This window comes from Vibrio sinus (assembly GCF_023634645.1).
Lineage (GTDB): Bacteria > Pseudomonadota > Gammaproteobacteria > Enterobacterales > Vibrionaceae > Vibrio > Vibrio sinus.
Genome location: NZ_JAMKMR010000001.1, coordinates 87,551 through 107,310 on the forward strand (window position 1 = coordinate 87,551; position 19,760 = coordinate 107,310).

General features: G+C 43.3%; 10 protein-coding genes. 4 read left to right on the forward strand and 6 right to left on the reverse strand.

The genetic code is table 11. The annotated features are described in order from the left end of the window. Positions 1 to 12: 12 nt before the first annotated feature. The 6 genes from M9194_RS00380 to M9194_RS00405 all read right to left on the reverse strand — a co-directional run bounded on the left by M9194_RS00380 (position 13) and on the right by M9194_RS00405 (position 14,051). On the reverse strand, positions 13 to 5,550 hold the full coding sequence (locus tag M9194_RS00380) for a type I polyketide synthase (protein ID WP_250610201.1): 5,538 nt from the start codon (positions 5,548 to 5,550) through the stop codon (positions 13 to 15). A gap of 137 nt (positions 5,551 to 5,687) precedes the next feature. Next, positions 5,688 to 5,984 carry an acyl carrier protein gene (locus tag M9194_RS00385; protein ID WP_250610202.1) on the reverse strand — a complete coding sequence of 99 codons (297 nt, stop codon included), beginning with the start codon at positions 5,982 to 5,984 and terminating at the stop codon, positions 5,688 to 5,690. An 11-nt stretch (positions 5,985 to 5,995) separates the two neighbouring features. Then, a complete protein-coding gene (locus M9194_RS00390) occupies positions 5,996 to 7,498 on the reverse strand; it encodes a non-ribosomal peptide synthetase (protein WP_250610203.1) in 1,503 nt (500 codons plus the stop codon). A gap of 53 nt (positions 7,499 to 7,551) precedes the next feature. After that, complete coding sequence (locus tag M9194_RS00395; RefSeq protein WP_250610204.1) at positions 7,552 to 10,623, reverse strand: non-ribosomal peptide synthetase; 3,072 nt, start codon at positions 10,621 to 10,623, stop codon at positions 7,552 to 7,554. A 1,021-nt stretch (positions 10,624 to 11,644) separates the two neighbouring features. Then, positions 11,645 to 12,898, reverse strand: coding sequence for an MFS transporter (locus M9194_RS00400; protein ID WP_250610206.1), 1,254 nt, complete (start codon positions 12,896 to 12,898; stop codon positions 11,645 to 11,647). A 46-nt stretch (positions 12,899 to 12,944) separates the two neighbouring features. Then, positions 12,945 to 14,051: a DSD1 family PLP-dependent enzyme gene (locus tag M9194_RS00405; protein WP_250610208.1), complete on the reverse strand. Its 1,107-nt coding sequence runs from the start codon at positions 14,049 to 14,051 to the stop codon at positions 12,945 to 12,947. 229 nt (positions 14,052 to 14,280) lie between these two features. Between M9194_RS00405 and M9194_RS00410 the strand changes: the two genes are divergently transcribed. The 4 genes from M9194_RS00410 to M9194_RS00425 all read left to right on the forward strand — a co-directional run bounded on the left by M9194_RS00410 (position 14,281) and on the right by M9194_RS00425 (position 19,677). Then, complete coding sequence (locus M9194_RS00410) at positions 14,281 to 15,087, forward strand: SDR family NAD(P)-dependent oxidoreductase (RefSeq protein ID WP_250610210.1); 807 nt, start codon at positions 14,281 to 14,283, stop codon at positions 15,085 to 15,087. A 40-nt stretch (positions 15,088 to 15,127) separates the two neighbouring features. Beyond that, positions 15,128 to 15,979 (forward strand): AraC family transcriptional regulator, encoded by an 852-nt coding sequence (locus M9194_RS00415; protein WP_250610212.1) that lies wholly within the window; start codon positions 15,128 to 15,130, stop codon positions 15,977 to 15,979. Between the two features lie 160 nt (positions 15,980 to 16,139). Next, positions 16,140 to 16,730 carry a class I SAM-dependent methyltransferase gene (locus M9194_RS00420; RefSeq protein ID WP_250610214.1) on the forward strand — a complete coding sequence of 197 codons (591 nt, stop codon included), beginning with the start codon at positions 16,140 to 16,142 and terminating at the stop codon, positions 16,728 to 16,730. 16 nt (positions 16,731 to 16,746) lie between these two features. After that, a complete protein-coding gene (locus M9194_RS00425; protein WP_250610216.1) occupies positions 16,747 to 19,677 on the forward strand; it encodes a DEAD/DEAH box helicase family protein in 2,931 nt (976 codons plus the stop codon). The last annotated feature ends 83 nt before the right edge of the window (positions 19,678 to 19,760 follow it).

Genomic DNA, 19,760 nt, shown 5'->3' on the forward strand with positions numbered 1-19,760 from the left:
CGGGGCAGCGTGCTATTCGCCTTGCAACACAGACTCAAATGCTTCTAATACTAAGCCTGACAAGCCTCTTGTCGTTTGATCTTGGTAGAAAAGGTCAACACGAATATCGACTTCAAACTTGGCAGAAACCTTAGAAACAATTTGAACGGCGAGTAGAGAATTCCCACCCAACTCAACAAAGTTGTCATCAATACCAATGCCTGAAATACCAAGCACAGATTGCCATATCGAGACAATTTCTTGTTCAACCTCATTTTCTGGCGCGATATATTCAACAGAAAGCTCTGGCCGACTATGGCCTTGGTCGACATCTTCTTGAATTAATTCTTGTTGCTCCTCCTCGCGCTCAGGAATGGATTCATAAATAAGCTGTCCAAGATCACTCGTAACCACAACCAGCTGCTCAAACTCCAAGTGAGCAAGCTGACGTTTGAGCGCATCTAACCCTTCGTAAAAAAGAATATCTTTATCCGACATATCCACCGACACGGATTCACGACTGCGTTGGTCGGTGGCAGACTCTACTTGATTGTCTTCACCTATCTTTAGGAAACTATAATTTTCAATCACCAGTAAAGGTTCACTTTGTGGAGAAAGGAAAGTTAAATCCAAGACAATGGTATTGTCCCCAGCGTGGTAGGGTTGGCGCAATTTGACGTGAACAAAACAATCAGCACAAAGCGGTGAGTAGTACGTGACTTTCCCATAGTTAATTGGAAGGAAGTTATCTAAAGATATCAGCGCAATACAACGTATGGACATAGAATCTATCACTGCTGGGTGGTACGGATAGTCAATCGCATCACGTAAAAATTTAGGATCGAGATCTTTTTGTATCAACCACTCTCCATCACCCTGCCAGACATGTTTTGGACTGCTCCACCTCTCGCTCAACGATAAGAAAACCTCTCCAGTAATCGTATTGGGGTAGTCTTGGCCAACGTGAAATATTGGCAGTTTTTCTCTACAACGTGTGCGTATCTCATTTAAGGTGTTCTCTGGCGCAATCGGGTCAGCATTTTCAGCCACAGAAGAAGGCTGCTCAAGATTGCCTACTGCATGCTCTTGCCAATCTATTTCAGCAACGCCGCGGCTACGCACACTGAAGCGATATCCCATTCCTTCTTTTTTCACCACTAGTTGAAGTTCTCTAGACCAACCATTTTGATAGATCACTGGGCTTATCATCAGCAGGTTGCGAATTTCTACCCCTTGATAGACGTTCACGTTGCTGATTAACGTGTCTATCATCGACAATATGGTTGTACCGACCATAGTGGGCTGATCGGCCAAGCGATGCTCATTCAATACCCAGTCAGTTCGTACATCAAGATTGACCCGATACACCTCCTCTGTTCCATGTTGGCTAAGTAACGTGAGTAAGCCATATTCTTCAGAGGCGTCCTCTTTGGCCTTTTTCTTTTCATCTTGCTCTTTATCCCATTGAACGGCCATGCCGACATCACCCCATTTCCCCCAGTTAATGGAGACAGTGCGACCGGCTCTATTCTGGTTTCGGTAACATGCAAACGCATCGAGGAACGCATTGGCAGAGACGTAGTCAATTCGCGCTTCATCACCGACGATCGCGCTAATAGAAGAAAACAGCACCATAAACTCTGGTGGATTAGTTTTGGTGATCGCATCAAGATTCATGCAACCCAATACCTTAGGTTCAAGAACCTTGGCGCAATCTTGCTCTGTTTTAAATGGAATAATCCCTCCACCAGCCACCCCAGCAGTATGGAAAATGCCATCAATCACAGGAAACGGCTGCAATGCGTCAGACATTGCTTCGAAATCACACACATCAACTTGAACTAACTCGATGGTGTTCCCTTTTTGCTCAAGATTAAGGAGGCTGACCAACTTGACACTCATTGGATCGTCGACCGTATGACTTGCAATCCACTCCTGCCATTCTTCTCGGGGCGGCAGTGCTGAGCGGTAGGTCAATATCAGCGTCGCATTACACATATCAGAGATATGCCCTGCGACTAGCATTCCTAAGCCGCCAAGCCCACCAGTAATCAGATAGGTTGCTTCATCTTTGAAATCGACTGGTAAGCCTGGGTCTTGTTGGGAAATACCAACGGCTTGATAGTCTTCTTCCCAACGACTACCCCCTCGATAGGCAATAAGTTGACTGTCAGTGGCAATTCGGCACTCTTCAATGAGATGACCAGCGGCTTTGGCTACTGTCCACTGTTCTCGGTTTCCAGCAGAAGAAAATGGCCAATCGATGTCCACTAGGTGGCATTGGATATCAGGATACTCATGGTAAAACACGCGTGCTGGGCCGATAAGTAATGCGCGCTCAGGAGAGTGGACCGCTTCACCAGCGACACTGAATATATTGCTGGTCACCAAAACTTGGTGCAGATCATCGAGCAAATTCTGGCTGATCAATGCTTGCTGCATATACAAAGCGCTATAAAACGAATCTAGCGCACTGTCGCAATTCTCGACCTCTTCAGCATCACGGACAGGTGCGAGATACCACAAGTCAATCATTCTTGTCGGTGATAAGCGCTGGCTTTTTAACGCATTCAGCATGCTCACATAATCATCGGGGCAAAGTGGATCAATAACGAACCCTTTAGCTTCGTACTCGCTAATGACTTTCTCTTGGTAGTGATTACCTTTAAACACAATCACAACTTGATCGCCATATGCCGTAAGCTGACGTTGTAACTCATCGGCGATACCATATTCGTCGGCAAGCAATACCCAACAGTGCTTATCCTGATCTTGCCCTCTTTTATCCATGAAGGTAGCCGGTATTGTTTTTTTCCAAGTCGGCATATAGAACCAATCAAGAATATCGCCCTTTTTACGCTTAAGCGCGGCCTCCACATTTTGCGTTGAACGGCTATTGTTGGTCGAAGATTTTACTGCGGGTAACTTGAATTCACTGCGCTCAAACGGATAGCCTGGCAGCGGTAAGCGTAAACGCCGTTCTCCAGAGTAGAACGATGACCAATCAAGCTCTATACCATGTGTCCACAGCCCACCCAAGGTAGCAACAAAATATTCAGTGGTACTGTCCACTTCTCTCGACGTCGGTAAGGAAGAAAGAATTGGGAAGGTATGAGATTCATCTTCTTTAAAATGCTGTTTCGCGGCAGACTCTAGAGATCGCCCGGGCCCAACTTCAAGCGCGATAAATCCGTCTGGATAGTCTGCCATCAGTGTTTTAAATGCGTGAGAAAATAACACTGGGTTTCTAACATGACCTACCCAATATTTGCTGTCTATGGCCAACTCATCACTTAACCACTCACCAGTGACGGTAGACGCGATTGGAATTTGAGGGACACCTAATTCGATACCGTCTATCACCTCTTTAAACGCCGGCAATATTGGCTCCATCATGCTTGAGTGGAAACCGTGAGAGGTATCTAAGTGTTTACAAAACACCCCTTCCTCTTCAAGCTCATATTGGAATGCTTGAATGGACTCTTCACTTCCCGCCACGACGCAAAGTTCTGGGTAATTAACCGCAGCAATGTCTAACTCACTGTTAGACAGTCGCTCAGACAGCGTCTCTTCATCCATCAACACCGCTAACATTGACCCAGCTGGCAGCTCTTGCACTAACTTGCCACGACTTGCAACCGCACATAGCGCCTCTTGCAACGTAAATACACCCGACAAACAAGCGGCAACGTATTCACCCACGCTGTGGCCGATCATGAGTTCAGGCTGAATTCCCCATGACATCCACAACTTCGCGAGGCTGTACTCAATCACAAACAAGGCTGGTTGAGTATATTGGGTTTGGTGAATTTTAGACTCAAGCTCAGCACTCTGAGCAAAAATAATCTCTTTTAGATCAAGGTGTAGTATCGATTTAAGCTGGTCACAACAAGTATCCACTTGTTGCTTAAAGACTTTATACGTGTGATACAAATCGGCCGCCATTCTAGAATATTGATTGCCTTGGCCGGGAAACATAAACACAACAGGTCTATTTTCACTGCCATGGTTAGCTATCGTGGCAGACGGTTTTTCCAGCGCTTCAAGTAGTGATTCTCGATCGTTTCCAACTACTACCGTCCCAAATTCAAATGGCTTTCTGCCCACTTGTAGTGTATACGCTACATCGGCTAAATCGAGTTTTTCGTGAGTGTTGATATACGCGCTAAGTCTTTGTTTAGCCTCACCAAGTGCTGATCGGCTACGGGCTGAAAGAGGAAAAAGAATGGGCCCACTATGATCGTCTCCAATCGCTCGTTCGGGCGGGGTTTCTAAAATGACACAGGCATTGGTACCACCCACACCAAACGAATTCACTAACGCATTAGCGATTTCACCTTTTTCAGCAATCTGCGCTGGCTCAGTTGCCATGACAAATGGGCTATTTTCAAAGCTAATATTTGGGTTTGGCTGTGCAAAATGAAGCGACGCTGGTAGCTCGCCCGTTTTAAGTGCCATCGCCGCTTTGATCAAACTAGCAGCACCAGATGCGGCATCCGTATGGCCAATATTGGTTTTTACTGAGCCGAGGCGACAAAATTGCTCTTTATCGGTGAAGTGACGAAATGATTTGCTTAAAGATGAAAATTCGATCGGGTCGCCGAGCGCAGTAGCCGTACCATGTGCCTCAACAAATCGAATGTTTTCAACCTCAATGTCCGCGTTAACAATGGCTTGTTTCGCAACCGCGACTTGCCCTTCAATACCTGGAGCGGTAAAGCCCGCTTTCAGGTGACCATCATTGTTGATAGCGCCACCCTTAATAACCGCATAAATGTGGTCACCGTCTTTAACAGCATCATTGAGTCGTTTGAGCAATACCGTACCAACACCACGACTAAACACTGTCCCATTCGCTCTAGAATCGAAGGCATAGCAACGCCCATCTGCAGACTCCATTCCTCCTTGCATATAGGTATAACCACGGCGTTCAGGCGTATCAATGGAAACCCCGCCAGCCACAACCAAATCGCTTTCACCACTCAGTAGACTATTAATGCCCATCACCACAGAGACCATAGCGGTAGAACAGGCAGTTTGAACATTAACGCTAGGCCCTTTCAAATCTAACTTATACGAAACGCGCGTGGTGACGTAATCTTTGTCGTTGCTCGTGACCACTGATGCATCACTGGCAAATTGACTAACTTCAGGATGAGAGCTCACTTTATTCAGGTGCCAAGCGGTGCCCGTCCCACCAAAAATACCGACTTTTCCCGGGTAGTTAGATGGAATATATCCAGCGTCTTCGAATGCGTGCCAACTACTTTCTAAAAAGGCTCTGTGTTGAGGGTCCATGATTTCTGCGTCGCGAGGGGTAATATCGAAAAAATGCGCATCAAAATGTCTTGCGTTACCAAGAATTCCGCGGCGAGGTACATAATTTGGTGACGTAATAAGCGCTTCATCAACACCAGACTCGCGCAGCTCTTCTTCTGTGAACGTCGTGATGGTTTCTAAACCTTCAGTGAGGTTTTGCCAATAAGCGGTGATGTCTTCTGCACCTGGGAATCGCCCAGACATGCCAATGATTGCGATATCGTTTTTACGCAGCGTTGTTTGATCGTTCATGATACTACCTCACATTTAACTGATATTTTTTACATGCTTTAGATGTCCATAGTGAATTTGAAAAAATACTGGCCCTCTCTCGTCCAAGTGAGAGCGCGCTTTATACTTGTGGTTTGCGTTTAAATAAAACTAGATAATTAGTTATTGATATGGTTATTGACGATATTTTTGATCCGGATAACCTCTGCATATTTTCTGGAAATATTTTTACTTAAGGATTCAACCGTTGGGCATTGAAAGAGCTCGATGATATTTATCGGTATACCTAGTTGTCGCTTAATTTCACGGTGCACTCGACTCATCAGTAAAGAGTTTCCTCCTGCTTCAAAAAAGTTTTCATCGTTAGCAATGCGTTTTTCATCGAGCACGGATTGCCAAATCGTGGAGATTTTGTTTTCGATTTCTAATGCCATATTTAAATTGTTAGCAGCCATAATAATTCACCTTATATTGAATGTTCAGTTAACTTTGCTCGACTTACTTTTCCATTTGGGAGTGTTGGTAAGCGATCAACGCAGTAAAAGCGTGACGGCAACATATAATAAGGAAGCACTTTTGCGAGTAATTCCCTGATTGTTTCAATATTCACATCACACTGAGGGGGAGACACATAAAATGCGGTTATGTAGGGTGCTGCGCTATCATCACTAGAATTGACAACCACCGCCGCTTGAGATATTCCCGGTAGTGCTAATAACTGAGCTTCGATTTCTGCCAGCTCTATTCTGTGACCCCGTAACTTAACTTGTGAATCCGTTCTACCGTGAAACTGCAGTGCACCGTCAGATCGGACACTCGCGATATCACCAGTACGATACATTTTATGACCATTGCCCCGACTAAATGGATCATCGACAAATCGCTGTGCGGTGAGATAGCTTTGCTTGAGATAGCCCTTTGCAAGAATGTCTCCTGCAAGGTAGAGCTCTCCTCTTTCGCCGACCGGAACTCGATCTAGATTGTCGTCTAACACATAAGCTTTGGCATGCGGTATAGGCCGACCTATCGGAACCACTTTCTCACTAGCTTTTGGTTGGCAATACCAGTGACAAGCAAAGATGGTTGCTTCAGTCGGGCCATATAAATTATGTAGGTGACCAGTATATTGAACCGACACGTCGTCCACCAAGCTTTGAGGCAATGCTTCACCGCCTGAAAAAATGTGCTTGAGGCTTGAGCAAGAGCCTAACTCGCCTGCATCAACAAACGTTCTCAGCGCAGTAGGGACAAACTGAGCAACCGTAACATAGTGGATGCGTATAAACTCAGCCAAGAGTCCTGGGTCGTACTTTTCATCCTCCGAAATTAGTGCGCAACTCGCACCAACAAAAATCGGCCAAAACATTTCCCACACCGAAATATCAAAGCTAAATGTGGTCTGATTGAGAACACAATCTTCACGGGTAAGATGAAATTCATTTTTCATCCACTGTATATAATTCACCACCGTTCTGTGGCAAACCATCACACCTTTGGGTTGGCCCGTGGAGCCAGATGTGTACATCACATAACACAAGGCATCATCACTGATCTCGATTTCAATAGGCCCAGTAGCCGCCAAAAAATCTATCTGACCAATATCCAGATAGCGGCAACTTATCGGTAACCAATTAACCTCACTCGGGTTATCTGTAATCACTAACTCGGCCTGCGAGTGTTTGACCATGTAGCATAGGCGCTCTTGTGGGTAGTAAGGATCGAGGGGCAAGTAGCAAGCGCCCGCCTTTAAAGTTCCAAGCAACGCCGCGACCAAATTCACACCTCGGGTCATAAAAACACCGACGACATCACCCGGTTTTACCCCCGACTCAATCAGTTTAGACGCAAAAACGTTGGCTCGCTGTTCAAGCTGGGCATAGGTCATTTCACTGTCCAACCCTCTGAGCGCAATATAGTTAGGTGTTTTCCTTGCTTGTTGATCAAATTGGTGATGGAGCAATTTAGCCATACTTTTCATCTCCTAAACATATAATGAACAGGTTGTTCTGGCGCTTCTTTAACCTAGTTAGAGAGCGTATGTGAGATAAGATCGAGATACTGTTTGGCAAATGTATCGATTTGCTCCCGGCTAAAGGCAGTATCGTCGTAATCGAAGTTGAGGTTGAAACATTCGCTGTCATAGACCGTCAACGTTAAATCACAGCGGGTTACATTCTCAATCACGTGCTTGACACTAAACTGGCACTCAGCAAAATTTGTCTCAGGCGGCATTGATGTTAAATAGTTGAAGATCACCGGAAAGCGTAGTTTATCGTACCAGCCTCTTTGCCTCATCTCCTTGACCAACTGTTGGTATGGCACGGACTGATTTTCGATCAACGAATAGACTTTTTTCCGGCTGGTCTTAATCAGATTGTGTACATCATGAATACTCGCAACAGATTGGTAATAAGGCACCGTGTTAACAAAACACCCTAACAATGTACTGGGATTACATCGTGCTCTATCGGAGACAGGAAGCCCAATCGTTACGTTTTTATAACTCGTGTGATGATTTAGCGCTAAGTTAAACAGTGTCAACAACACGACATAAGCGGTGGTGTGTTGTTGATGAGCAAAATCTCTGATGGATTGACTAAATTCCTGAGATAGCTCGATAGTATGACCTGTCCCGGAGAAGTTCATTTTTGCGGGAATGTGTGAAGCATCAGCGCCTTTATTAATATAACGATTGAGCTGCGCTATCCAAAAGTCGAGTCGCTTTGGTTGGTTTTTAACCAAATGATTTTGCTGTTGGCTATAAGGGTTGTAATGATGATGTACATGGCTGGAATAATTACGATCACCGACCAAATAGGCTTGATAAGCTTGTACAAACTGCGCATAAAACAAACTGATAGACTCGTGATCAAACACGGTATGATGCACTCTTACCAACAAAGCGTATTCTTCTTTACCCGTTGAAATAAGCGCAATACTGATTGGCGGCGTATAGTCAAGATCGATGTCCGCTAACTCTACCTGTTCCAATAACCACTCTACGTTAAGGGGCGACTGGCCTGCTTGAGCATCATTTCTTCCCAACCCATCTAGCGTTTGACATTGAGCCTGAATTTCTTCGATTGAAAAGCCCCCTTCTGTCACCGTCAGGTTATCCAAATCAAACTGACTAAGTAATACAGGGTTGTTCTCTAATACCCGTTTCACACTCCAAACCATACCATCGGGATTCACCTGCCCGTGGGCAAATATGCAAAATGCTATTTGATAGCTTTTAGGGTTGACACTGGTCTGATCGAGCGTCAGAAAATAGGATTGCTGCGGAGAAAGTGTTGACCATTTACTCTCAGAGGTAAAACTCGAATTCTCTATTACTCGATCGTCCTCAGTTTCGTCAGCGATATAGTAAGGCACGACCATCGCCAATTGTTTGGGTGTGGGATTGTTAAAAAACAGATAAAAATCAATGTCGCTGTACAGGCGTTTTCGGATCAGCGTTCTTGCTTGAATAGCTTTGATCGAATCGCCACCTAAATCAAAGAAATCATCATTGACGCCAATGCCATAAACACCCAGAACCTCTTGCCAAATTTCTATCAGATCTTGCTCTACATCGTTACTTGCTAGTTGGTATTCACTATTCAAAGGCGGTCTTTCCGACATAGGGTCAGGCAGGCGCGCACTATCTAATTTGCCATTAGGCAGCTTGGGAAAAGACTCTAGGCAAATAAATTGGCTAGGAATAAAGGCCGCCGGGCATTTTTCCAACAACTCTTTTCTCAACTCCCATGTCGGCAGTTCTTTTTCCGTCAGCAAGTAGGCTATCAGTCTATCATGGCTTAGTTTAACGACAGCATCGAGAATGTTGGGGTTTCCGCGTAATGTGCTTTCTATTTCACCCAGCTCCACTCTCATACCATTTAGCTTAACTTGACGATCTTTTCGACCTAGAAAGATAACGTTTCCGTTGCAATCGTATTGACCGAGATCACCTGTACGATGGGCTTTTTGAAAATTGTGGCTAAAAAATCGTCCCTGATTCAATGAGCTCGCATTGCTGTACCCTCTTGCCACTCCAGGGCCAGCAATACAGACTTCACCCACCCCATCTTCGATAAGCTTGCCATCTGCGTCCAACAAGAACAGTTCACTGCCCCGTAGTGCTTTACCAATGGTCACGGGTTTATCAGCTTTGAGTTCGGTAAACGCGCAATTTGCCACGGTTTCTGTCGGCCCATACAAATTGAACAGTCGCACATTCGGAATTTTGCTAAATGTCCTTGCTTTTAGGTCTTCGGCAACCGCTTCACCAGATAAGAACACAGTACGTGGAAATACCAAATCTGCGTTAGTGGCGTCGCTGTAATTTAGCAGTTCATTCCAAATCGTTGGCACGCAATAGATAGCAGTATTGGATTCACTTTTAAACCAGTCAAATAACTGGCTAGGCTGGTTAAGAATACCTTCTGGAAGAATGTGTAACGTGTCACCACGTAGCAATGGTGCGAATAACTGGGTCACCGCTGCCGCAAAATTTAACGAAGATGTCAGTGGTAAGGTGGCATGTGTTTCCGGCCAAAGGTCGTGATTAAACCAGCCTAGATAATAAGACAAGTTGCCGTGCTCAATTTCCACCCCTTTCGGTTTTCCTGTTGAGCCCGACGTGTACAGAGTGTAAGCCAATGAATGGTTGGTGACAGTTGGCAAGGTATAGCCTTCCATTGACTGTGAAAAGTCAAACTCAGCAATATTTAATAAAGGAACGCCATCTAATTCAAAGCCTAATGTCTGCGGTAAGTCTTCAAAAGCGATCGTTAAAAAGGAGTCTGAATCCGAGACAATTTGATTCACTCTGGTCGGCACCAGATAAGAGGCCAGAGGTATATAGCTATAGCCTGCTTTCAGTATTCCCAGTATTACCACTGGCAACATCAGATTAGGCTTAACGAATACCGATATATTCTGCTTATTCAGGTGTTGATGATTTGATATTAGAAAAAATGCTAAACGATCAGAGAAGGCATCCAGCTCTTCGTATGTGATTTCTTGATGGCCGTATTTAACGGCAATTGAGTTAGGGCTCAACCTAGACTGTATTGAAATATTTTCATGAACGAATGTGCTATTACTCATAGTATTGCCTCTCTTATAAGACAACCTGAGACTAATTAAACCTCTGTTTAAAACAGCAAGTAAAGCGACTGCTAAATCTTGAGATATTAGCCTCTCCAAGCACTACAGTAAGTCAGAGAATGAATAAAGTAGTCATTATCAACCGACTTAAATATGTAGGACACCATCCACTGCTGATTTTATAATGTCTTTTAGAAATCCCAACTCATTATTAATTAAATTACACTACCAACAGAAAATATATTAATTAATCTTTATATTCTCAATTGTAATAACGAATTAATTCAAGACATGCATTTATTAGTGAAGCTTTGTTTATCATGCTAGCCCCAAATTTAATAATAAATGTCACAGTATTGTCAGAACAAAAATAATCATATAAATAGATTGCTTTTTAAGTAATTGTTAATTTTGTAGTTTACTAGATTTCAAATTCACCCTGAACACCAAAATTATACTCAACTATTCATAACAAAATAATGACTACATTATGATTTAAACAGATGTTTCATTTAACGCATAATTATATTTAATTTTTCAAGGAGTTAGTCCAAGCTCATACAGTCAAGTATAATTCTATGTATGTACAATGAGCGATTTTACCGGCAATTACGACTCAATCGCTTCAATATGTCGTACTTTCACCCCAAAAAGTCAGAATAAATATTACTTATACTAAGTGAATTATCTAGAATAAAAACCACACTATTCGGAAAAATACATTTAGAAATTACTTTCTATACGGCAATAAATCATAAAACTATAGTATAGTTGACTTTAAAAATTTATTATATTTAATGATAAATTGAACGCTTATTATCGATATAAATAGAGGTTTTTAAATTAATCCTTGATTAATATTTCAATGTTAGAAAGTCAATATTTTAAAATTATAAAAATCCACGTATTTGTTTAATAAAAATGTTTATTTTATGTTAATGTTTTTATTAAACACAAAGGGCTAACATTCATCATGTTAGCCCTTCTCATGGTTTTTGGCGTTTGCTATCAAAGAAAGAATTTAGTTTTGCGCACCGACTTGGTTTTGCGTTGGACGGGCTTGCGGTTTAAGAGTAATCGAAATAAACGTCACAAATGCAACTGCCACTACGTAGCCTGCTGGCATAAGTGCATAACCTTTGTCAATTAACGTCGCAGCAAGAAGCGGAGCCGTTCCACCGAATATCGCCGCTGAAACACTATAGGCCAAGCTACTTCCCGTACAACGCACCTCGACAGGCAGACTATCGAACATGTACTTAAATATGCAGGCAGACACACCAGAATTTGCCAGCGCATAGATAATGAACCCTACCACGATCAATTCATGAGATTGTACGCTTGCCCCATAAAATTGGATAACCGACATCAAGCCGATAGCAGGAACACTCCATTTCAATACTTTTAGATAACCCAATCTTTCCGCTAATAAGGCAAAAAGCGGAATCAAAACAGTCACGACACCTTGCAAAACAGACATATTGAAAGAAGCAGAACTTGCACTGTATCCAAGCTTAGTGATCATGTAACTCATAAAATAGATGTTACAGGTGTAGATGTAGACACATAGAAAAGCAGCAATGGTCGCAATCTTAAACACGCCTAGCTTATGCTTAGATAGAGTGTGGAAAATTTTTGTGTTGGAGCTTGCTCGCGTTTTTTTAAACTCTACAAACTCAGGAGACTCCGACAACTGCTTTCTAAAACTCGCCAATACGATAGACAATAGCCCGATAGAAACAAAAGCAATTTGCCAAGAGTTAGGATGACTGCTCAAACTGACCAAATACGCCACCACACCACCGAAGAACATGCCTGCTGATCCGGCAGTGCCAATCCACGCTCCCGCGAGAACACGGTTTTTCTGCGCGTGCTCTATTAAGAAAATAGAAGAGTTGTTCCATTCCCCAGACACCGCAAAGCTTTGAGCTAAGCGGCACACCAGCAATAATGCAGGGGCTAGCATACCAATATGACCATAACTTGGGATCAAACCAATACCTGCCGTCGCGACACCCGCCAACAACGAACTGAAAATCAGCGGCTTTCTTCTCCCTTTCTTATCGGCATACAAACCAAAAACCAGCCCGCCTAGCGGCCGACCAATATAGGAGATAGCAAATATTGCATAGGTGAGAATAAGCGGCAAATCTCCATTTGATGTAGGAAAAAACCAATGGCTAATCGCTAAGCCAAGATACATATAAAGTGCGTACTCTAGCCACTCCATAAACACGACGGAGGAAGCAAGCAGCGTAATTTTCTTGTTATTCATAATGGTTCAAATGTTTAATACAAAGTAATAGAAGACACTTTACCCGTTAGTCTGAGCGTCCCCGCCCTTCGATGACCCATTGATCGACCACTTTGCCATCAGAGACGGCGTAAAGAACATCGAAGTTATTCAATGTGGTATCGCAATGACTTGGGGTTAAAACAAGCTGTTGGCCAATTTCAAGATCGAGTACACCTTCCGATGAGCTGAGGATACCGTGTTCGTCTCCGCCGGATTTGTAACCGATCACACCTTCACCGTCAACCTTTGGCATGCCAAGGTCGATAGATAAACACTTCATCCCGGCATCAATCACAGCGCGATTCGAATTAGGTTTACTGATCACCGTACTGAGCACTTTCAGCGCCGAATCAAATTGGCTGTTTTGGGTTTCACTATTCTCATCACCGATGGCTTGATAAGCCGCATCCATAAATAAGTATGAGCCCGCTTGGATTTCAGTAAATCCTAGCCCCTGATAGGCCGCATAAGTCCCGGTGCCGCCACCGCTCACGATTGCTGGCTCTAGTCCTTGTGGCGCTAATACTGTGTGAATAAAGTCAAATATAGCGACAACGGCTTCTCTGGCTTTCTCATTTCGTGACTCTAACCCTTTCACATGCTGCAAGTGTCCACTATACGCTTGGATTCCCGCAAACTCGACGCCTTTGGTTTCTTGGATATTGCGAATCAAGCCGACTAGCTCATCACCAAGCTCTAAACCACATCTTTGCTGGCCACTTTCGACTTCAATCATTAGCGAAATGCTCACACCAGCTTTTTTGGCAGCCTTGGAAATTTCCTCTACGTGATAAGAGTGGTCAATCACTTGAATGACATTACACGCTGGGTATTGCTGGCATAACTGAACAAGGCGACCAATTTTTTCAGCACCCGCAATTGGTGTGGTAATTAGGATATCCTCAATACCTCCACGTGCCATGACTTCGGCTTCCCCCAATTTAGCCGTGCATATCCCTTTTGCCCCCGCCTCTATCTGCATCTGAGCAATCGCCGGAATTTTGTGTGCTTTAGTATGAGGGCGTAACGAAAGACCCAGTACGTCGATCCGACGTTGCATCTCTTTTATATTCGTTTTCATTTTGTCGAGATCAACAAGTAGCGCCGGCGTTTTTAGTGAAGAAATATCCATATCTGACCTTGAATAGTTGTTTAGCGATGGTAAGAAAGAGCACAGTGTACAGAATCTGTCGCTGAAAGACAGGGGAAAATTAAGCAAAGGTATGAATATTAAAGCTTCTCTTTCTTGCCCCCCAAAAAAAGTAAATACAGCAAGAAATATCAAGTAGTCTTTCTCGCAAAAACCTAGACTAATTACATCAAATGAAATGTATGTGATTCGACAAATAGGAGATAGAGCCATGACGAATAAACTTTTTGATAAGTACGGACCTTGGGCACTTGTCGTTGGAGGAACATCCGGTATTGGGCTTGCTATCGCCGAGCAACTCGCCAAATCTGGCATCAATTTAATACTTGCTGCTCGTAACCAAGACACGCTCGCTCAGCAAGCTACCCATTTCCAGAGTCGTTATCAGATCAAGGTTGACACCATATCAGTGGACCTAAGTAAGCCCAATGGCTATCAAGACATCATTGATAAAACCAACGACTATGATATTGGATTGTTTATTCCATCTACCGCACTAGAAAACAATGGTCGATTCACTGAAATTCCTGTCGAAAAAGAACTCAATTTGCTGCAAGTGAACGTAGTTTCTGTTTATGCTTTAACCCATCATTTTGCTACGAAAATGGCGCAGAAGAAAAAAGGGGGAATTCTGCTCGTGACCAGCTTATCGGGCATTATGCCAAGCCCGTACTTTTCAAATTACGCGGGGTCAAAGTCCTATGTACAAAACTTAGGGTTATCTCTCAGCTGGGAAATGAAACGCTATAATGTAGACGTGTCAATTTTGGTGCCTGGACCCACTTCCACCCCTATGTTAGATGGTACTGGGGTCGATTTTAGTAAAACGCCAATGTCAATCATGAGTCCCAAAGCCGTCGCCAGCATTGCACTGAAAAAGCTTGGCCGTAAGGTCGTCATCATCCCAGGCATGAAAAATCGTATGATGGCGTTTATGCTCAAATACGTGATGAGTACCAATCAAGCTATAAAGATGAATGGTAAGCTGATGGAAAAAGTGGCAAACTTCCTAAATTAACCAAGTGGTTGCGATTGCATTGGGAAACTAAAGGAACAATATGGAGCGCATATTTCATAGCATCGATTACATCGAAAAGAACATGTATCGTCCCATAGACGTTCACTCAATCGCAAGAGCTTCACACTATTCAACCTACCATTTTAGCCGTATCTTTCGAGCATTAGTCGGTGATTCGCCCAAAGAATACCTACGCAAGCGTCGTTTGACGCTTGCGGCAGATCGCTTATTAAAAACAACCGATCCAATACTCGACATAGCTCTCGACTGCCAATTTGAATCTCACGAAGCCTTCACCCGTGCATTTAAAAAGCTGTTTGGTTTAGTACCTGATAAGTATCGCTCTAATGGTGATTCAACCAAATTGATTTATCGCGATCAATTTAACGTCGATATGCTAAATCACTTAAAACACAGTTTAACGATGGATCCACAAATTGTTGTTCGCCCTGAAACCAAAGTGGTTGGTGTGGTTAGCCGCTACACAGAAGATGACCTTGATCTCAATACACTGTGGTCTGCATTTCGTCCTTATTTGGGAAAAGTGCAAGGAAGAATTGGCGACGAAGCCTTTGGCATATACGAAGAGTATACCGAATCTGAAGAGTCGGTTGGGTTTACTTATATATGTTCAGTCGCGGTAAACGATAGTGCACCTGTGCCCAAAGGTATGGTCAGCCGAACCATACCAGCCAATAAATACGCGGTGTTTACCCATCAAGCCAACGCTTCTCTACTACCTGAAACACTAAAATATATCTGGGGTAGCTGGCTACCTAAATCCCGCTACGAGTATGCAGAATCACCCGACTTTGAACTATACATCCCTAAACTCGTTGATGGCGATGTTCAGAGAAGCTTGTCGATACATATTCCGATTAAGGATAAATAGTTAAGTCTTTACTGTGTGGGAACGTGGTCAGGTTTCGGGGCCGATGTAAATCACTTAGTTCAAAGAGCTCTTAATTAAACACGCCCCCTACAATATTTCTGTTGCCAGTCGTGAAACTACTGTTAAGATCAAAACGTTGTCGCACTTACCCCAAAAAGTCATGAATAGTAAATATTACAATCATAATGCGTCAGAGTTTTTTAGCGCTACTGTCCATGTTGATGTCACGCCACTATATGAACAATTTACACCACATCTTCCAATCAATGGGAAACTCATTGATGCGGGCTGCGGATCAGGGCGTGATACCGCCTATTTTCTCGCTAAGGGTTACAGCGTCACTGCATTCGATGCCAGTCAGGAACTTGCCAAGTTAGCCAGTGAGTATACTCAGCACACCATTGGCTGTTACACATTCCAAGATTTTGTCGCCCAAAAAGACCACTACGATGGCATCTGGGCCTGCGCCTCATTACTTCACGTCCCCAAACATGAATTACATGACACTCTGGCTCATTTAACTCAGTTTCTAAAGGTTGATGGTATTTTCTACTGCTCTTTTAAATACGGGGAAGATGAAGTGGAACGCAGCGGACGACGCTTTACCAACCTCAATGAGTCTCTAATGGAAGCGCTGCTCGAGTCACTTCCACTGCGCATACAAAAATCTTGGATTACTGAAGACTTGCGTCCCGGAAGAGAAAATGAGCAGTGGCTCAATGCACTGCTAGTAAAAACAGCGCAGCCCTAGTTAAGAGAAACCAAACATGCCAAACCTGTCTTTAGTCCTTGACCATGATGTGCTCACAATTGGAAATGACGATCCGCTACTGGATCAACTACTCCATGCCATAAACCACGCGACTGAGATTGAAATAGCCGTCTCTTTTATTCAGCCGTCTGGTCTGGATCTAATTCTACCAGCCATCATCGAAGCATTGGAGCGTCAAGAGTTAGTAGGTTACCCCCTCAAGTTACGGATCTTGACATCAGACTACCTTCATATCACCAACCCTATTGCACTGCGCTCTCTAGTTGAGCTCAATGGCCCCCATGTCGAAGTAAAAATATTTGAAGCCAAAAATCAGAGCTTTCACATGAAATCGTATATTTTTGTGCGAACAGATAAGGACGGGACTTTCTATCAAGGTTCGGTATTCATTGGCTCAAATAACATCAGTAAATCCGCACTCACCGATGCCCATGAGTGGTGTTTAAGATATGACTACCAAGAGCCCGATACTTCAAAAGAAGCGAAGCAATTTCATATTATAAGAGAAAAGTTTAACGAGATTTTTAACCACTCTTCTGCTGCTCAACTCACCGACAGTTGGATTGCTCAATACATCAAAATACGCCAACCACCTAAGCTGGTCGCTGTTGGCGATAACAGTATTGTCGACGGCGAGCCATTCACACCCAACTCCGTACAAGACGAAGCACTGAGCTTACTCAATCAAACTCGTAGCAAAGGATACCAAAGAGGCTTGGTCGTCCTAGGCACAGGAATGGGCAAAACTTGGCTTTCCGCATTTGATGCAAAACAAATGAATGCTAATAGGGTTTTATTTGTCGCTCATCGAGAAGAGATTCTTACTCAAGCTTTCAATACCTACGCCAAACTATGGCCTGAAAAAACCTCTGGTTATTATCATGGTAAAGCCAAAGAACAACAAAAAGACATGCTGTTTGCATCAGTACAAACACTGGGGCGCGAAACACACTTTAATCGATTTGATCAAGCACATTTCGACTATATCGTAGTGGATGAATTTCACCATGCAAGCGCAAAGACCTACCGAAATGTGATTGACTATTTTACGCCTAAGTTCTTACTAGGATTAACCGCGACACCAGAGCGTACCGATCAGGCGAATATTTTGTCACTTTGCCACGACAATTTAGTTTTCGAACGAAATTTGGTTCATGGTATCGACAGTAAAATTTTAGTGCCATTCCACTATTTTGGAGTCTGGGATGAGTACGTTAATTATGAAGAAATCCCTTGGCGCAACGGTAAGTTCGATCCGACGGCATTGGATGCACAGTTTGCGACACAAAAACGGGCAGAACATATTTTCAAACATTGGCAAAAGCACCAGCAGAGCCGAACACTTGCGTTTTGCATATCTCAAAACCATGCAGACTATATGGCAGAGGCTTTTAATAGAACATATAAAGAACAAGGACTTAAGGCAGTTTCCGTACACAGCAATTCACAGATAAGACGTAATGAAGCCCTTAACCAATTAGATAAAGGCGAAATACAAGTCATTTTCTCTATCGATCTTTTCAATGAGGGTACGGACTTACCATCGATAGATACCGTATTAATGATCCGTCCAACTGAATCAAATATTATTTTCCTACAACAGCTAGGTCGTGGACTTCGCTTGCATAAAAACAAAACACACCTTGTTGTATTAGACTTTATCGGTAACCACAAAAGCTTTCTAAATAAACAAGAAGTGGTAGGTGTCCAGTTGGAATCGATTTCTGAAGCAGACTCGACACAACAAGTATCGCCCCCTAAACTCGGAGACGGTTGTTACGTTAATATTGATCCAAAAGTCACCGATTTTTGGCAGCGTTTGGTAAAGGAATACCGAAGTACAGCACTCGAAGATTTTCTGAATTTAGAGGCTCATCTAGGCCATAGGCCTAGTGCAACAGAGTTCTACCGTTCAAACTCTCAAGACATCTCTAAAACCGGGCACAAAGTAAACAAACAAAATGATAGTTGGTTTCAGCTGGTTGCAAGCCAAGTCGACAACCCATTACTAAAAGAGACCATTTTCGCCTATAAAGAGTTTTTATTTAAAGGCATACAAACCACTAGCATGGTTAAATCTTTCAAAGCGATTCTATTAGAAGCTTTCCTGGAGCTTGATGGATTTAGGCGTCCACCTACCATCGAAGAACTTGCGGAAAAAAGTTGGCATGTTCTTTCAGCTTACCCTTACTTAAAATCTACAGAGCTACCAACTAAAGAACAATCACTTACTGCGACAGACAGGAAGTGGGCTACCTACTGGCGCGGCAACCCAATTAAAGCCTTCACTACAACCAATAAAAACAGTACATCAACTTGGTTTGTGCTAGAAGATGGTAGATTCAAAACTAATTTTGAGTTAGACGATGACCATATAGAAGTACTTCATGATCTAGTGAAAGAACTGGTCGATTTTCGTTTGGCACAATACACCGACAGAAAACAAAACGCCCAGTCGCCCAATCGACCAGAGAATCCACCAATTGATTCCACACAGAGCACTGGTGATAACGTCGTACAGCTTCCTTATTATCCAGACCTAAAAATCGCTTGTGGGCACTTTAAGACTGGCCATCACGACAACTGTGAAATGATGGATGTCGGTCTGCGCAATGTTGATCCAAACAAACATTTCCTCGCCAGTGCGTCTGGTAACTCAATGAATGGTGGTAAGAACCCGATACACGACGGGGACATACTGCTTCTCGAAGCCGTCACTCCAACCAGTGCTGGCTCTATCACTGGCAATACAATGGCTATAGAAATGCAAGATGAAAGTGGAGACAATCAATACCTGCTACGTGTTGTAGAAAAAAGAGATGGTCAATATTGGTTAAAGGCTCGCAATCCGGATTATGAAACGATTCCAGCCAATGATTCGATGAGGACGTTTGCTAGATTGAAACAGGTGTTAAAAACGCAATGAGCATATCATAACCAAACAAAACTCTAAATTTTCTCACCAAATCATGACCTTAGTATTAAGTGAAAATTAAGCATATGTCATTA